Annotated in this window: 15 protein-coding genes; 10 read left to right on the plus strand and 5 right to left on the minus strand. The window is 68.9% G+C overall.

Going from position 1 to position 16182, the window contains the following annotated elements:
* Positions 1-89 precede the first annotated feature (89 nt).
* Together E9536_RS23190 and E9536_RS23195 are read left to right on the plus strand one after the other, a co-directional pair.
* Positions 90-767: a heavy metal response regulator transcription factor gene (locus E9536_RS23190; RefSeq protein ID WP_021160488.1), complete on the plus strand. Its 678-nt coding sequence runs from the start codon at positions 90-92 to the stop codon at positions 765-767.
* Complete coding sequence (locus tag E9536_RS23195) at positions 764-2275, plus strand: heavy metal sensor histidine kinase (RefSeq protein WP_136470808.1); 1512 nt, start codon at positions 764-766, stop codon at positions 2273-2275. The genes E9536_RS23190 and E9536_RS23195 overlap by 4 nt, the downstream gene beginning before the upstream one ends.
* On the opposite strand, the gene E9536_RS23200 is transcribed toward E9536_RS23195, so the two are convergent.
* The 3 genes from E9536_RS23200 to E9536_RS23210 all read right to left on the minus strand — a co-directional run bounded on the left by E9536_RS23200 (position 2256) and on the right by E9536_RS23210 (position 8520).
* A complete protein-coding gene (locus E9536_RS23200; protein WP_136471009.1) occupies positions 2256-3812 on the minus strand; it encodes an efflux transporter outer membrane subunit in 1557 nt (518 codons plus the stop codon). The two genes, E9536_RS23195 and E9536_RS23200, sit on opposite strands and share 20 nt — an antisense overlap.
* Positions 3813-3842: 30 nt before the next feature.
* Positions 3843-5222, minus strand: a complete 1380-nt coding sequence (locus E9536_RS23205) for an efflux RND transporter periplasmic adaptor subunit (RefSeq protein WP_136470810.1) — start codon at positions 5220-5222, stop codon at positions 3843-3845.
* A 70-nt stretch (positions 5223-5292) separates the two neighbouring features.
* Positions 5293-8520, minus strand: coding sequence for an efflux RND transporter permease subunit (locus E9536_RS23210; protein WP_136470812.1), 3228 nt, complete (start codon positions 8518-8520; stop codon positions 5293-5295).
* Positions 8521-8789: 269 nt separating this feature from the next.
* Between E9536_RS23210 and E9536_RS23215 the strand changes: the two genes are divergently transcribed.
* The 4 genes from E9536_RS23215 (at position 8790) to E9536_RS23230 (ending at position 10654) form a co-directional block, all read left to right on the plus strand.
* On the plus strand, positions 8790-9068 hold the full coding sequence (locus tag E9536_RS23215; RefSeq protein ID WP_059902728.1) for a DUF4148 domain-containing protein: 279 nt from the start codon (positions 8790-8792) through the stop codon (positions 9066-9068).
* A gap of 14 nt (positions 9069-9082) precedes the next feature.
* Complete coding sequence (locus E9536_RS23220; RefSeq protein ID WP_060084741.1) at positions 9083-9346, plus strand: hypothetical protein; 264 nt, start codon at positions 9083-9085, stop codon at positions 9344-9346.
* A gap of 362 nt (positions 9347-9708) precedes the next feature.
* A complete protein-coding gene (locus tag E9536_RS23225; RefSeq protein WP_136470814.1) occupies positions 9709-10044 on the plus strand; it encodes a hypothetical protein in 336 nt (111 codons plus the stop codon).
* A 154-nt stretch (positions 10045-10198) separates the two neighbouring features.
* Positions 10199-10654, plus strand: coding sequence for a hypothetical protein (locus tag E9536_RS23230; protein WP_136470816.1), 456 nt, complete (start codon positions 10199-10201; stop codon positions 10652-10654).
* A 126-nt stretch (positions 10655-10780) separates the two neighbouring features.
* On the opposite strand, the gene E9536_RS23235 is transcribed toward E9536_RS23230, so the two are convergent.
* Positions 10781-11035, minus strand: a complete 255-nt coding sequence (locus tag E9536_RS23235; RefSeq protein ID WP_136470818.1) for a hypothetical protein — start codon at positions 11033-11035, stop codon at positions 10781-10783.
* Between the two features lie 97 nt (positions 11036-11132).
* On the minus strand, positions 11133-11258 hold the full coding sequence (locus tag E9536_RS42555; RefSeq protein ID WP_136470820.1) for an aromatic acid/H+ symport family MFS transporter: 126 nt from the start codon (positions 11256-11258) through the stop codon (positions 11133-11135).
* Between the two features lie 232 nt (positions 11259-11490).
* On the opposite strand from E9536_RS42555, the gene E9536_RS23245 reads away from it, so the two are divergent.
* The 4 genes from E9536_RS23245 (at position 11491) to yjfF (ending at position 16162) form a co-directional block, all read left to right on the plus strand.
* Positions 11491-12453 carry an ABC transporter substrate-binding protein gene (locus tag E9536_RS23245; protein WP_059686211.1) on the plus strand — a complete coding sequence of 321 codons (963 nt, stop codon included), beginning with the start codon at positions 11491-11493 and terminating at the stop codon, positions 12451-12453.
* A 72-nt stretch (positions 12454-12525) separates the two neighbouring features.
* On the plus strand, positions 12526-14040 hold the full coding sequence (locus E9536_RS23250; RefSeq protein ID WP_060198961.1) for a sugar ABC transporter ATP-binding protein: 1515 nt from the start codon (positions 12526-12528) through the stop codon (positions 14038-14040).
* A complete protein-coding gene (locus E9536_RS23255; protein WP_027792870.1) occupies positions 14037-15077 on the plus strand; it encodes an ABC transporter permease in 1041 nt (346 codons plus the stop codon). Before E9536_RS23250 ends, E9536_RS23255 begins: the two co-directional genes overlap by 4 nt.
* Positions 15074-16162, plus strand: a complete 1089-nt coding sequence (gene yjfF, locus E9536_RS23260; RefSeq protein WP_136470822.1) for a galactofuranose ABC transporter, permease protein YjfF — start codon at positions 15074-15076, stop codon at positions 16160-16162. The genes E9536_RS23255 and yjfF overlap by 4 nt, the downstream gene beginning before the upstream one ends.
* The last annotated feature ends 20 nt before the right edge of the window (positions 16163-16182 follow it).

A 16182-nucleotide genomic window follows, 5' to 3' on the forward strand; every position in this document is an offset into this window, starting at 1 on the left:
GCCCGTTTCGCGCTTGCACGATGCGGCTCGCGCGCCGCGTTTCCCGGTAACATCGGCGCATGTCACCACCCCATGCGACGGAGCCGACCATGCGCATCCTGATAGTCGAAGACGAACCGAAGACCGGCGCGTACCTGAAGAAAGGGCTCGAGGAATCCGGCTTCAGCGTCGATCTCGCGAAGGATGGCGGCGAGGGCCTGACGCTTGCGCAGGAGGAAAGCTACGACGTGATCGTGCTCGACGTGATGCTGCCCGTGCTCGACGGCTGGAGTGTGCTCAAGCGGCTGCGCGACACGCACGCGACGCCCGTGCTGTTCCTGACCGCGCGCGACGACGTGCAGGATCGCGTGCACGGCCTCGAACTCGGCGCCGACGACTACCTCGTGAAGCCGTTCGCATTCGTCGAGCTGCTTGCCCGGATCCGCACGCTCGCACGGCGCGGGCCGCCGCGCGAGACGGAGCGCATCGCGGTGGGCGACCTGGAGATCGACGTCGTGCGCCGCCGCGTGAAGCGCGGCACCGTGCGGATCGACCTGACGCCGCGCGAATTCTCGCTGCTGCAACTGCTCGCGCGCCGGCAGGGCGAGGTGCTGAGTCGCACGCAGATCGCGTCGTACGTGTGGGACATGAATTTCGACAGCGACACCAACGTCGTCGAAGTCGCGATCCGGCGGCTGCGCGCGAAGATCGACGACGATTTCGCGGTCAAGCTGATCCATACGGTGCGCGGCGTCGGCTACGTGCTCGAGCCAAAGGACGCCGCATGAAGCTCGGCCGCTTGATCGGCCGCTCGATCGGCGCGACGCTCGCGCTCGCGTTCGGCGCGACCATGCTCGCCGTCTTCGCGCTTGTCGGCACCTATGTGTATACGGCCCTCGAGCGACAGGTGAGCACGCAGGACGACCTCGACATCGTGCTCGCCGCGCGGCACACGCGCCGGCTGGCGGGCGAGCTCGATTCGCTCGACGCGGTGCGCACGCACGCGGACCGGCTGACGAGCCAGGTGCTCGGCAACGCGGCGCTGTCGATCGCCGTCGTCGACGGGCAGGGCAACGTGCTCGCGCGCCACAACGTCGAGCGCACCGGGTTCGAGGACTCGCCCGAGCCGGCGGCAGCCGCATCGACGCCCACCTCGCCCACCTCGCCCGCGCTGCCGGCATTGCCCGACGCCGCGCTGTTCCCGCCGCACGCGACGCCGGTGCCCGCGAACGAACGGATCACCACCGACCGGATCGCAACGTGGACGGCCGGCGGCGGCGTGTCCGTGCGCGGCGTCGTCAGCGATGCCCAGTTGCGCGACCACTCGACGATCCGGATCGCGATCGCGCGCAACATGAGCGATCGCGCCGCGATGCTCGACGGCTACCGCGACCGGCTGAAGATCGCCGGCGGCCTGGGTGCGCTGTTCGCGATGCTGCTCAGCTACTGGCTGATCCGCACATCGCTCGCGCCGCTGCGCGAGATCGTCGCGAACACGGGCCGGATCACCGTCGACAAGCTCGATACGCGGCTCGACGCGTCGCGTGCGCCGCGCGAGCTGACGGCGCTCGTCGACGCGCAGAACGCGATGCTCGGCCGCCTGCAGCAGGCGTTCGGACACCTGTCGCAATTCAGCGCGGATCTCGCGCACGACCTGCGTACGCCGCTGAACAACATGCGCGGCGCGACCGAGGTGGCGCTCGCGCGGCCGCGTTCGCCCGACGAGTACCAGGCATTGCTCGAATCGAATCTCGAGGAATACGACCGTCTCGCGCGGATGATCGAGAACGTGCTGTTTCTCGCGCGCGCCGAGCATCCGGGTTTCGTCACGCGGCAGCGTGCGTTCGACGTGCACGACGAACTGGAGCGTATCGCCGGCTATTTCGAAGGGCTGGCCGACGAAGCAGGATCGACGCTGCGCGTCGACGGGCACGGGCAACTGACCGCCGATCTCGAACTGTTCCGCCGCGCGGTCAGCAACCTGCTGGCCAACGCGCTGCGTTATACGCCGGCGGGCGGCGTCATCACGCTGCGTGTCGACGAAACGGCGGATGCGGTGCGCGTCGTCGTCGCGAATCCGGGCGAGCCGATCGATCCCGCGCTGCTGCCGCGCATCTTCGAGCGTTTCGTGCGCGGCGACCCCGCGCGCAGCGGCGGCGTGCCGGGCGGCACGGCCGGGCTCGGCCTCGCGATCGTGCGCTCGGTGATGGAATTGCACGGCGGCACCGCACGCGTCGAAAGCGACGCGGCCGGCACGCGCTTCATCCTCACGTTCGTCAGGACGCCGACGGCGTAGCGGCCGCGTGCGCGGCGGCCGTTGCGTGCGCATCCATATCCGTATCCTTGTTCCAGCCGCCACCGAGCGCCGTCAGCAGCGCGACCGCCGCCTCCATCCGGCGCGCAGCGATCTGGTCGGCCAGGCGCCGGTTCGACAGCGCGATCGTCTGCGCGGTCACGACGTCGAGATAGCTGACCGCACCGGCGTCGAAGCGGTTGGTCGTCAGCTTCAGCGACAGGTCGGCCGCGTCGGTCGCGCGCTGCTGGCTGTTCGCTTCCGATGCGAGCGCATCGAGCGCGGAAAGCTGATCCTCGACCTGCTGGAACGCGGCCAGCACGGTTTGCCGGTAATCGGCGACCACGCCATCGTACTGCGCATGCGCGGCATGCAGCGACGCGCTGCGGCGCCCGCCGTCGAACAGCGTGCCGGCGAGCTGCGAGCCGAGCGACCAGAACAGGCTCGGCGCGGTGAGCCACGGCGCGAAGAACGAACTTTCGAGCCCCGCGCTCGCCGACAGCACCAGGTCGGGAAAGAACGCGGCGCGCGCCTCGCCGATCTGCGCGTTCGCGGCCGCGACGCGCCGCTCGGCCGCCGCGATGTCGGGCCGCCGCTCGAGCAGTTGCGACGGCACGCCGGCCGGGATCGCCGGCACGTCGAATGCCTGCACGCGCGGCGGCAGCGTGAAGGTCGACGCGCTTTCGCCGACCAGCGTCGCGAGCGCATGCTGAAGTTGCGCGCGCGACGCGTCGATGTCGGTGTCCTGCGTCTGCGTCGATTCGAGCTGCGTCTCGGCTTGCGCGACGGCCGACGCGTCGATCGCGCCGTCCGCGAGTTGCTGCTTCAGCAGCTTCAGTGCATCGGCATACGCGCGCACCGTTTCGTCGAGCAGTTGCTTCTGCGTGTCGAGCGAGCGCAGCGCGAAATAGTCGGTCGCGAGCTCGGCCGTGACGGACAGCCTCACGGCCTGCAGGTCGGCCGCGCTCGCCTCGGCATTCGCCTGCGCGCCCGTCACGGCGTCGCGCACGCGGCCGAACAGGTCGGGTTCCCAGCTCGCGGCGACGCCGGCCTGGTAGTCGGGCGTCGTCTTGCCGGCGAGCGACGAGCCGAGCTTGTTCTGCGACAAGCGCGAGCGGCTCTGCGCGACGCCGGCCGTGACGGTCGGCAGGAACCCTGCACGCTGGTAGCCGACCATCGCGCGCGCCTGCTGGAGATCGGCGACGGCTTTCTTCACGGTCTGGTTCGAGATGTCGACGCGCGCTTCGAGCGCGTTCAGTGCGGCGTCGTCGAAGACGGTCCACCACGGGCCGCGCGACGCGGCATCGGCGGGCGTGGCGACGTTCCAGCCGGGTTGGGAGACGGGGGCGGCCGAAGCCGATATGCCCGTAGCCGGTATGCCCGAAGCCGGTATGCCCGTAGCCGGTACGCCCGCATAGTGCGCAGGCACCGCGACGGTGGGGGGCGAGTAGGCGGGTAGCGTCGAGCATGCGGTCAACGCGGCGGCGATGCCGAGCGCGACGACGCGGCGCGCGAACGGGAGCGGATGAAAGAGGCACATGGTGGAGATCTCGCGGGTTGTCATGAACGGTCAGCTGCGGGCCTGCGTCGACGTCGCAACCGGCGTCGACGCGGGCGCCGCGACGGCGGCCGGCGCTGCCGCGGCCGCTACCGCGCGAGGCGCCGCCGGCACGCCGGTAGCCGAGCCGGCCTGCGCAGCCGCCTGCGCCGCGCCGGGCTCGACCGCCACGATCTTCACGGTCTCGCCGTCGGCGATCGAATCGCCTGGGTTGTCGATCACCCGATCGGTCGCGGCCAGCCCCGCGACGATCTCGACGTGCGTGCCGAAATCGCGGCCGATTTGCACGGTCTTCAGCGCGGTGGTGCTGTTCGCGGCGACGGTCGCGACCGTCACGCCGGTCGGCCGGAACAGCAGCGCGCTGACCGGCAGCTCGAACGCGGGCGCGGCACTCGCGACGAGCAGGTGCGCCTGCGCATACGCGCCCGGCATCAGCGCGCCGTCGTGGTTGTCGACGTCGATCTCGACCCGCAGCGTGCGCGTCACGGGATCGATCGCGCCCGCGCTGCGCGCCACGCGCGCGGCGAAGCGCCGGCCCGGGTACTGCTGCGTGGTCAGGTACACGGGCGTGCCGACCGACACGCCGGCCGCGCTGTCCTGCGGGACGTCGACGAACACGCGCAGCGTGTCGGTCTGCTCGAGGTGGAACAGCTCGCCCGACAGCCCCGGGCTGCCCGGCGTGCCGCCCGCCGTGACGAGCGTGCCGACGTCGACGTTGCGCGCGGTGATCACGCCGTCGAACGGCGCCGTCACCGATTCGTACGACACGAGTTCGTTCAGATGGGCGGCATTCGCCTGCGCGGAGGCGAGCATCGCGCGCTTCGCGTTCATGTCGGCGACCTTCGTGTCGGTGTCCTGCTGCGATACCGACTGCGTTTTCAGCATCTCCTGCCAGCGCTGCGCGGTCGATTTCGCGTAGTCGTAGTTCGCCTGCGCGGTCGACGTGTCGGCGTGCGCCTGGCGCAACTGCGCGTCGAGGTCGGGCGCCGTGATCTGCGCGAGCGTCTGCCCGGCTTTCACGTGCGTGCCGATATCCGCGCTCCAGTGCGCGATATAACCGCTCGTGCGCGCGTAGATCGACGCCTCCGCGTACGGCATCACCGCACCCGGCAGCGTGAGCGTCTGGTCGGCCGGCGCGGCGCCGGGCCGGATCACGGACACCGGCAGCGCCTGCTGCGCGGCCACCTGCACGCGCTGCGCGGCGCGCGCATCGATACGCGGCACGATGCCGGCGGCCAGCAGCGCGGCGGCGAATGCGAGCGCGGCCAGCGGCACGGCGAGCCGGCGGCCGCGACGGGGCGGCGGCGCGTCGGGTGCGGTGTCGCGCGCGACAGGCGGCACCGCCGCCGTTTCGGCGGAAAGCGGGGCGAGAGGTTCGGTCGAGTCGTTCATGATGGGTTCGAAGTCGGGCGAGTCGGAGGAAATCGGCGGGTATCCAGTCCAGCTATCCGGGTATCCGTGCTCAAGGCAGTGCCGGCGTGTCCGGCACGCGGCGTGCGGCGGCCGCATCGCGTCGCCGTTCGAGCCACGCATGGACGAAGCCGAACACGACGGGTACGAACAGCAGCGTCGACACCGTGCCGAACGCGAGGCCGCCGATCACCGCGCGGCCGAGCGGCGCGTTCTGCTCGCCGCCGTCGCCGAGGCCGAGCGCCATCGGCAGCATGCCGATCAGCATCGCGAGCGCGGTCATCACGACCGGGCGGAACCGGCTGAACCCCGCGTCGAGCGCGGCCTGCCACGGCGGCGTGCCGCCGGCGCTCAGCTCGCGCGCCGCGTTGACGACGAGAATGCTGTTCGCGGTCGCGATGCCGATGCACAGGATCGTGCCGGTCAGCGCGGGCACCGACAGCGTCGTGTTCGTGACGAACAGCATCCACGCGATGCCCGCGAGCGACGCGGGCAGGCCGCTGACGATCACGAGCGGGTCGAGCCACGACTGGAAGTTCACGACCATCAGCAGGTAGACCAGCGCGATCGCGAGCACGAGGCCGCTCAGCAGCCCCGCGAACGACTGGTGCATCGCCTGCACCTGGCCGCGCAGCACGATCGACGAGCCGGGCGGCAGTTGCGCGCGTGCGGCGTCGACGAGCTTCGTCACGTCGGCCGTCACGCCGCCGAGATCGCGGTCCTGCACCGACGCGAAGATGTCGAGCACCGGCTGCACGTTGTAGTGCGACACGACGGCCTGCTGCTCGGCGCGCGAGAAGGTGCCCAGCGTGCCGAGCAGGTTCTGCGCGCCCGCGCCGGCCGCGGGGCCGCCCGCGGGCGTCTGCGGCGATTGCGCGGCGGTCGGCATCGCGATGTTCGCGAGCGACTGCAGCGAATTGACGTCGTACTGCGGCGTCTGCACCAGCACCGGGTAACTGACGCCGTTGGCGGGGTTCAGCCAGAAGTTCGGCGTGGTCTGCGAGCTGCCGGACAGCGCGATCAGCAGGTTCTGCGCCACGTCGCGCTGCTGGAGCCCGGCCTGGATCGCCTTGGTGCGATCGACGTCGACGTTGATCGCGGGTGCGTCGCCGGGCTGCTGGATGCGTGCGTCCACGAGGCCGCGCACGCCGCGCAGTTGCGCGAGCAGCCGGTTCGCGACCGCGCGGTTCGCATCGAGCCGGTTGCCGACGATCTGGATGTCGATCGGCGCGGGCAACCCGAAGTTGAGGATCTGGCTGACGATGTCGGCCGGCAGGAACGCGAAGGTCACGCCCGGGAACGCCTGGTTCAGCAGGTTGCGCAGCTTCGTCACGTACTGCGCGGTCGGCCGGTGGTTCGGCTTCAGCGTGATCATGATGTCGGCATCGCCGGCGCCGACCGGATCGGACGAGTCGTAGGTCAGGTTGATCCCGCTGACCGGCACGCCGATGTTGTCGAGCACGCCGGCCAGTTCGTTCGCGGGGATCACCGAGCGGATCCGCGTCTCGACCTCGTCGGTCAGGCGCGCGGTCTCCTCGATCCGCGTGCCGGTCGGCGCGCGCAGGTGCAGCCGGATCTCGCCGGTATCGACCGACGGGAAGAAATCCTGCCCGGCGACGGCGAACAGGCTCGTGGAAGCCACGCAGGCGAGCAGGAACGCGGCCGCGAAGCGGCGCCGGTTCGCGATCGCGGCCGACAGCAGCGCGCGATAGCGCGCGCGGACCGCTTCGAAACGGTGCTCGAAGGCGGCCTGGAAGCGCGCGAAGCGAGCGAAGATGCCGCGCGGCGGCTTGCAGTGCCCCTTGGCGCGCATCAGCACCATCGCGAGCGTCGGGATCAGCGTGCGCGAGAAGAAGTACGACGCGATCATCGCGAAGATCACCGCTTCGGCCATCGGCACGAACAGGTAGCGCGCGACGCCCGTCAGCAGGAACATCGGCGCGAACACGATGCAGATCGACAGCGTCGACACGAAGGTCGGCACGGCGATCTCGCCCGCGCCGGTCAGGATCGCCTCCTCGAGCGGCGCGCCGCGTTCGAGGTGGTGCGTGATGTTCTCGATCGCGACGGTCGCATCGTCGACGAGAATCCCGACCGCGAGCGCGAGCCCGCCGAGCGTCATGATGTTGATCGTCTCGCCGAGCGCGGCCAGCGCGCACAGCGACGTCAGCACCGCGAGCGGGATCGTCACCGCGATGATCAGCGTCGCGCGCCAGCTGCCGAGGAACAGCAGGATCATCAGCGCCGTCAGGCACGCGGCGATCAGCGCTTCGCGCGCGACGCCCTGGATCGCCGCTTTCACGAACACCGACTGGTCGCCGAGCGGCGTGATGTGCAGCGCCTTCGGCAGGCCGGCCGCGATCTTCGGCAGCATCGCCTTCACCTGGCCGATGATCGTCAGCGTCGATGCGCTGCCGGTCTTCTCGACCGTCAGCAGCGCCGCGCGCTTGCCGTCGCTGCGCACGATGTTGGTCTGCGGCGCGTAGCCGTTGCGCACGTGGGCCACGTCGCGCACATAGACGACGTTGCCGCCGACGGTCTTCACCGGCAGGTCGTTCAGCGCGGCGACGGTCTGCGTACTGCCGTTCATCTGCACGTTGTATTCGCGTGCGCCGATCTTCGCGGTGCCGCCGGGCAGGATCAGGTTCTGCGCGTTGATCGCGTTGACCACGTCGATCGGCGCGAGCCCCTTGGCCTGCAGCGCGCGCATGTTCAGGTCGACGACGATCTCGGGCACCTTGCCGCCGAACGGCAGCGGCACGGCCGCGCCCTGGACGGTCGCGAGCTGCGTGCGGATGAAGCTGTTGCCGAGGTCGTACAGCTGCTGCTCGGCGAGCGTGCTGCTCGACAGCCCGAGCTGCAGGATCGGCACCGTCGACGCGTTGTACGTGATGATGTTCGGCGGCAGCGTGCCCGGCGGCAGGATCCGCAGGATCGACGCGGAGTTGCTCGAGGCTTCGGCAATCGCGCGATTGATGTCCGCGCCGGGGTGGAAGAAGATCTTCACGACCGACACGCCGTTCAGCGATTGCGATTCGATGTGCTCGATGTCGTCGACGTCGGACGTGAGCGCGCGCTCGTAGTTGGTCGTGATGCGCTTGGCCATGTCCTCGGCGGAAAAGCCGTTGTACGACCAGACGATGCTGACGACCGGGATGTCGATGTTCGGAAAGATGTCGGTCGGTGTGCGCAGGATCGCGAGCGTGCCCGCGATGAAGATCAGCAGTGCGAGCACGACGAACGTATAGGGCCTGCGTAACGCCAGCCGGACGATCCACATGATGTTTTCCTCGAAGCAGGGCAAGGGCGCCGCGATGGATGCGACGAGCGTGCAGTCTGCCGGTGCCGCGTTGACCCGGCCCTGACTCGAAGATTACGAAACTGTTATCTGCGCGTTGCGCCGCAGATTTCAGGATTGTCATGTAACGGTCAGCGTCGTGCCGGCCGCAGTCACCAGAATGAAGACGTCGGGCGGAGAACCGCATCCGCGGCACCGCCGGCGGCGCATCGACGATGCGTCCTCATCGAACCGTTCTGGGGAGTTTCATCATGAATCGCAGACTGATCGCAGCGACCGCGCTGCTCGCCCTCGCCATCGGCACGCCGGTTGCCGCTTTCGCGCAAGCGTCGTCGTCGGGCCCGACCCGTGCCGACGTGATCGCCGAGCTCGTTCAGGCGCAGCGCGACGGCACCGTGCCCACGTCGAACTGGGACTATCCGCCGAGCCCGCAGACGATCGCGCGCAATCGCGAGCTTTATGCGATCGCGCACGGCGAGCAGGCCACCGCGACCGCGTCGACGCCGGTGCCGGCCGTCAGCGCGCAGTGACCGGGAGACAGGCGATGAAGCGCCTTTCCCGGCTGGCGATCGCCGCGCTGCTCGCGGCGGCGGTCGCGCCGGCCTTTGCACGCGGGATGCCGCAATTGCCCGATGACGACGGTGGGCGCGCGAGCGTGCTGCAAGCGTTGAACCCGGCGCGCGCGGCCGACGACGGTCGGCCGCATGCGGCCGGCGTCGTGCCGAATCGGGGCGGCGAGACGTCGCGCGGTCGCGACAGCGGCATCGACCGGCGGTTTGGCGTCGCCGGCGATGGCGATGCGCGGTAATCTCGGCCGGCGTGAGCGACCGGCCCGTCATCCGGCCGGCCGGCGCGGGTGATGCGGCGAGCACACCGTGAAAAATACTCGACGAGCTATCGCGTACTGGCGCGTCTGAACGGCATTGCATCGCCGTACTTTCTGTATCCGCATCGGGTACTGGCCGTACCGAAGGCACATGCGCACCCGTCTTCGTCACCGGGTGCGGCAACGGCCGCCGAACCGGTGGCGGCAGGCTCATCCTCTGTGGCGGCACCTGTGGGCGCCGGATCGTCCGTCCAAAGCCGGCGCCGGAAGTGCATGCTGTCCGTTCCCGGGACGAGAGCGATTACCCGAAAACCAAGGCGCCGAGTGCCAGGCATGCACCGTGGATGACGTATGCAGAGGAGGAGTGTCGCGTCGGCATCAAGCGCAAGGGAGGAGACGTTTCCGCCGAGCACATCAAGGAGTATTTCGGTGCGACGTCGCAAACCAAGGCTGATCCGAATTCCGCCGCATACTGTGCGGCATTCGTGAACTCGTGTATGCAGCGCGCGGGCTATGAGGGGACGAAGGGAAAGACCAATGCGATGGCAAGCAGTTTCCCGAAGTGGGGGAAGCCGACCAAGGGGAACAAGCCGGTGTACGGCGCGATCGCTTCGATGCTCATCAACATCTGCAATCGTTGGCAACGTTGGGGGGGAACCAGGGCAACGCGCATGAGATGAACAAAAGCCATCTGTCGCCGTCTTTGGTGGTAGCGTATCGGCTCCCGACCGGCTATGACGCAACGGATGACGACTATCGACTGGCGCTTGTGCCGGATGACGGCAGCACATCGATGACGGGGCGATCCCGGTTACTTTTTTTTCTCGAATCTTGATGACAAAGCTATCCAGGCTTACTGCATGCGCCTTGATCCTCGTCGCGACCGTCGCCAACGTGACGTATGCCCGCGATCTGGACAAGAGCGACCCTGACCGCGCCCATATACTGGCTGCCATTCACCGGCTGAACGACAGCGAACCCGACCTGAAGGATTACCGCTATTTCGTGGTCGACCTGATCAAGGATCACGATGCCGCCTTCGCATGTATTGGTTTGACGGATAAGGACGGCAGCCTGGAGATGACGGATGACCAGGTCGAGATCATGAAGTTCGCGCTTGAAAGGCGCAACGCGCAATGGGTAGCAACCGATCTCGGCGGCGTGGGATTTGCAGTCGGTGCGAAGCCGGTGCAATCGGATTGCAAGGTGGAAGGCCGTATCGTCAACACGCGCGATGATGTCAATGTCGCGTTGAAGGCAACGGGACACAAGTCGTTATCCGCTCGTTGACCGAGGAGATCGTTGGCGAGACCGACAGGAAAGTGGCGGCCTGCCGGATTTGAGCGCTGTCGCGACGGCTCTCGTCAGGTATTCGCGGAAACCTCCGCCGCAGAAATCACGGCCGTTCCCTTCGATTCATCGGCCAGCGCCCGGCGCCCGGCGTATCACGAGCCCCGCTACCGCGCCGATCAGCGGCACGTCGGCCATCAGCGGAAGAATCTGGCCGAGCCCCAGCCCCGCGCTGAGGAGGGCCGCGCCGGCAAATGCGCTGCCGATCGCGCCCAGCCCTCCGAACGCATGCACCAGCTCAAGCCGGTCGAACGCGCGACGGTCGGGTAGAAGCGCGCGGTCAACGCGTTCATGCCGGTATGGGCGCCGGGAATGAATCATCTCCAGGCAAAGGCGAGCACCTGCCGGGGCCGGAACGTCGACTGCATCCCGTGCGCGGCCCGGAGCGACCGTGCCGCCAGGCAAAAACTCGCGGCGATCACCCGTAGCGATCGAAGCGATCCGTCAGCCAGCCGATCGCAACCGAGCCCGGCGTGCCGGCCCAGTTCACGAAGCCGACCATGATCGCGCCTTGCGCGCTCGTATAGCCGGCGCCTTTCCCCATCTCCGCCGCACCGCCCCCAGCCCGTTTAGGTGTTTATACGTATGCCGATTCCGATATCGCCCGAATCCAATATTTCATTGGAAGGTTATCGGACTTGTTCATAGACTGATGCGGGGCATGCAGACCGGGCCGGCCGCACGCGCCAGCCCGGTCTGCAGCCCGACCCGCATCCCCGCGCCACGCAGAACCACAACAGCGCAGCGGCATACAACGACATCATCGGAGACGGACCATGACATTCTTCAGGAAGCTGACGGCCGGCGCGCTCGTCGCCGCGGCGACGGTGTTCGCGCACGGCGCGTTCGCGCAGCAAAAGCCGATCACGCTCGGGTTCTCGCAGGTCGGCGCGGAAAGCGCGTGGCGCACCGCGAACACCGTGTCGGTGAAGGGCGCGGCGAAGGACGCCGGCATCAACCTGAAATTCTCGGACGCGCAGCAGAAGCAGGAGAACCAGATTCGCGCGATCCGCTCGTTCATCGCGCAGAAGGTCGACGTGATCGCGTTCTCGCCGGTCGTCGAATCGGGCTGGGAACCGGTGCTGACCGAAGCGAAGGCCGCGCATATCCCGGTGATCCTGACCGATCGCGCGGTCGACGTGAAGGACCCGTCGCTGTACGTGACGATGATCGGTTCGGACTTCCTCGAGGAAGGGCGGCGCGCCGGCCACTGGATGGAAGAGCGCTACAAGAACGATGCGGGCCCGATCAACATCGTCGAACTGCAGGGCACCGTCGGTTCCGCGCCGGCCAACGATCGCCGCGCGGGCCTGCTCGAAGTGATCAAGAACAATCCGAAATTCAAGGTGATCGCGTCGCAGAGCGGCGACTTCACGCTCGCCGGCGGCAAGCAGGTGATGGAAGCGTTCGCGAAGACCTACGGCAAGCAGATCAACGTTGTCTACGCGCACAACGACGACATGGCGCTCGGCGCGATCCAGGCGATGGAAGAAGCCGGGATCAAGCCCGGCAAGGACGTGAGCGTCGTGTCGTTCGATGCGACGAAGGGCGGTTTCCAGGCGATGATCGCCGGCAAGATCAACGTCGACGTCGAATGCAGCCCGCTGCTCGGCCCGCAGCTGATGAGCGCGGTGAAGGACGTGGTCGCCGGCAAGCAGCTGCCCAAGCGGATCGTCACGAACGAGACGGTGTTCCCGATGAACGTCGCGGCGCAGGTGCTGCCGACCCGCAAGTACTGATGTCCCGCGCGGGCGGCGGCGCGGCTGCCGCCCGAGTCGCAACCGCTTCGCAACCGTTTCGACGGAGGGGTCATGACGCAATCGCCGGTGGTCGAGATGACCGGCATCGACAAGTCATTTCCGGGTGTCAGCGCGCTGCAGCGCGTGGACTTCCGGTTGTTTCCCGGCGAGATCCATGCGCTGATGGGCCAGAACGGCGCGGGCAAGTCGACGCTGATCAACGTGCTCACCGGCGTGCATGCGCATGACGCGGGCGAGATTCGCGTCGGCGGCCGGCCCGTGCGCTTCGCCGCGCCGCGCGAAGCCGAGGCGGCCGGGATCCAGACGCTTTACCAGGAAGTGAACCTGTGCGCGAACCTGTCGGTCGCCGAGAACATCTTCGCGGGCCGGCAGCCGATGCGGCGCGGCGCGATCGACTGGAACGCGATCCATGCGCGTGCGCGCGCGGCGCTCGCGGAACTCGACCTGTCGCTCGACGTCACGCGCTCGCTCGACGCGTACCCGATCGCCGTGCAGCAGATGGTCGCGATCGCGCGCGCCGTTTCCGTCGACGCGCGCGTGCTGATCCTCGACGAACCGACGTCGAGCCTCGACGACGGCGAGGTCGCGCGGCTGTTCGACGTGCTGCGCCGGCTGAAGGCGTCGGGCATCGCGATCCTGTTCGTCACGCACTTTCTCGAGCAGACCTATGCGGTGTCCGACCGGATCACCGTGATGCGCAACGGCGAGCGCGAAGGCGAGTACCTGGCGCGCGACCTGCCGGTCGACGCGCTGGTCGCGAAGATGACCGGCCGCGAGCGGATGTCCGATACGCTGCAGGCGGGTGCCGCGGCCGCCGCGCGCACCGCGGGCGACGCCGCGCCGTTCCTGTCGATGCAGCAGGTCGGCCGGCGCGGGATGATGAGCGCGCTCGATCTCGACGTGCGGCCCGGCGAGATCGTCGGGCTGGCCGGGCTGCTCGGCTCGGGGCGTACCGAAACCGCGCAGCTCGCGTTCGCCGCGGAGCGCCCGGACACCGGCGCGATCGAGATCGACGGCACGCGCACGCGGCTCGCGTCGCCGCACGACGCTGTGCGGCACGGCATCGCGTACTGCCCGGAAGACCGCAAGAAGGAGGGTATCGTCGCCGCGCTGTCGATTCGCGAGAACATCATCCTCGCGCTGCAGGCGCGGCGCGGCTGGTGGCGGCTGATCGGGCGCGCGCGCCAGCGCGAGATCGCCGAGTCGTATATCGCCAGGCTGGGCATCAAGGCGCGCGACGCGGAGCAGCCGATCGGCCTGCTGTCGGGCGGCAACCAGCAGAAGGTGCTGCTCGCGCGCTGGCTCGCGACGGACCCGAAGCTGCTGATTCTCGACGAACCGACGCGCGGGATCGACGTCGCCGCGAAGTTCGACATCATGGAGCGCGTGCTCGCGCTATGCAAGACCGGGCTCGCGATCCTGTTCATCTCGTCGGAGATCGGCGAGGTCGTGCGCGTGAGCCACCGGATCGCGGTGCTGCGCGACCGTCGCAAGGTCGCCGAGCTGACCGGCGCCGATGCGTCCGAGGAGCAGGTGTACCGTCTGATCGCGGGAGGCCAGTCATGACGCCGCTGCGCATGCTGTTTCGTCATTCGCTCGCGTGGCCGGTGCTGACGCTCGCGCTGCTGTTCGCGCTCGATGTCGCGCATCGTCCGGGTTTCCTGTCGATCGCGCTGCTCGACGGCCACCTGTTCGGCGCGCCGATCGACATCCTGAACCGCGCGGCGCCGCTCGTGATCGTATCGCTCGGGATGACGCTCGTGATCGCGACGCGCGGGATCGATATCTCGGTCGGCGCGATCGTCGCGATCGCCGGCGCGGCCGCGGCGATCGTGCTCGACGCCGATCCGTCGCGGGTCGGTGCCGCGCTGGCCGCCGCGCTCGGCGTCGGCCTGCTCGCGGGCGCCTGGAACGGGCTGCTCGTCGCGTTCGTCGGGATGCAGCCGATCATCGCGACGCTGATCCTCATGGTGGCCGGCCGCGGCGTCGCGCAGCTGCTGACGGGCGGCCAGATCATCCCGATCGGCGCGCCCGGCTATCTCGCGCTCGGCGGCGGTTATCTCGCGACCGTGCCGTGCGCGGTGTGGATCGCCATCGCGACGATCGCCGCGACCGCGCTGCTGGTGAACCGCACGGCGCTCGGGCTGTTCATACGCGCGATCGGCGTGAATCCGGTCGCGACGCGGCTCGTCGGGCTGCGCGCGGGTGCGGTCGTGTTCGGCGTGTATCTGTGTTCGGGCGTGATGGCGGCGCTCGCCGGCATCCTCGCGAGTTCGAATGTGCGCAGCGCCGACGGCAACAACGCCGGGCTGCTGCTCGAACTCGACGCGATCCTCGCGGTGACGCTCGGCGGCACGTCGCTGCTCGGCGGCCGCTTCAGCCTCGCCGGCTCGGTGCTCGGCGCGCTGATCATCCAGACGCTCACCTACACGACCTATTCGATCGGCGTGCCGCCGGAGGCGACGCTCGTCGTCAAGGCGGTCGTCGTGATCGTCGTGACGCTGATCCAGTCGGAGGCGGCGCGCGCGCTCGTCGTCCGGCATGCGTCACGGTTGCTGCCATCCGCGCGTTCGCGCGCCACCACCGGAGCGACGCCCCGATGACCCGATTCCTTGGCCGGCTCGCCGACCCGCGCACGCTGCCGATCGTCGTGACGATCCTGCTGTTCGTCGCGCTGTTCGGTTTCGGGGCCGTGATGTACACCGGATTCTTCTCGATGCAGGTGCTCACCGGGCTGCTCGTCGACAACGCGTTCCTGCTGATCGTCGCGATCGGGATGACGTTCGTGATCGTGTCGGGCGGGATCGACCTGTCGGTCGGCTCGGTCGTTGCGCTGACAACGATCCTCTGCGCGGTCGGCGCCGAGCGGCTGCACTGGCCGGTGTGGGTCATCGTGCCGCTCGTGCTGGCGTTCGGCGCGCTGTACGGCGCGGCGATGGGCGCGCTGATCCATTGCTTTCGCTTGCAGCCGTTCATCGTCACGCTTGCCGGGATGTTTCTCGCGCGCGGCGCGTGCTTCCTGATCACGACGCAGTCGATCACGATCAACGAGCCGACGTTTCATGCGATCGCGGGCATCAGCGTGCCGGTCGGCGGCGGCACGCTGAGCGCGGGCGCGCTGATCGCGCTCGCGACGCTGGCCGCCGCGATCTACGTCGCGCATTTCACGCGGTTCGGCCGCAACGTGTATGCGATCGGCGGCAACGAACGTTCGGCGCTGCTGATGGGCTTGCCGGTCGCGCGCACGAAGATCGGCGTCTACGCGCTGAGCGGCTTCTGCTCGGCGCTCGGCGGCGTGGTGTTCACGCTGTACGTGCTGTCGGGCTACGGGCTGCAGGCGCAGGGGATGGAGCTCGACGCGATCGCCGCGACCGTGATCGGCGGCACGCTGCTCACGGGCGGCGTGGGCTACGTGATCGGCTCGGTGTTCGGGGTCGGCATCCTCGGCACGATCCAGGTGCTGATCACGTTCGACGGCACGTTGAGCTCGTGGTGGACGCGGATCGTGATCGGCGCGCTGCTGTGCGTGTTCTGCGTGCTGCAGCGGGTGATCGAGCGGCATGCCGCGCGGCGGCGCACCGGCGGCACGGGGCTGGGTGAGCGCCCGCGGCCGGCCGACGCCGCATCGGCACGGCCGGCCGGGACGGGCGAGGATGCGGCGCTCGTGTCGACGATGCGGCGCGCGTAGGGGATCACACCGGGATCGCA

The sequence above is a fragment of the Burkholderia sp. LS-044 genome (genome assembly GCF_004803625.1).
GTDB lineage: Bacteria > Pseudomonadota > Gammaproteobacteria > Burkholderiales > Burkholderiaceae > Burkholderia > Burkholderia cepacia.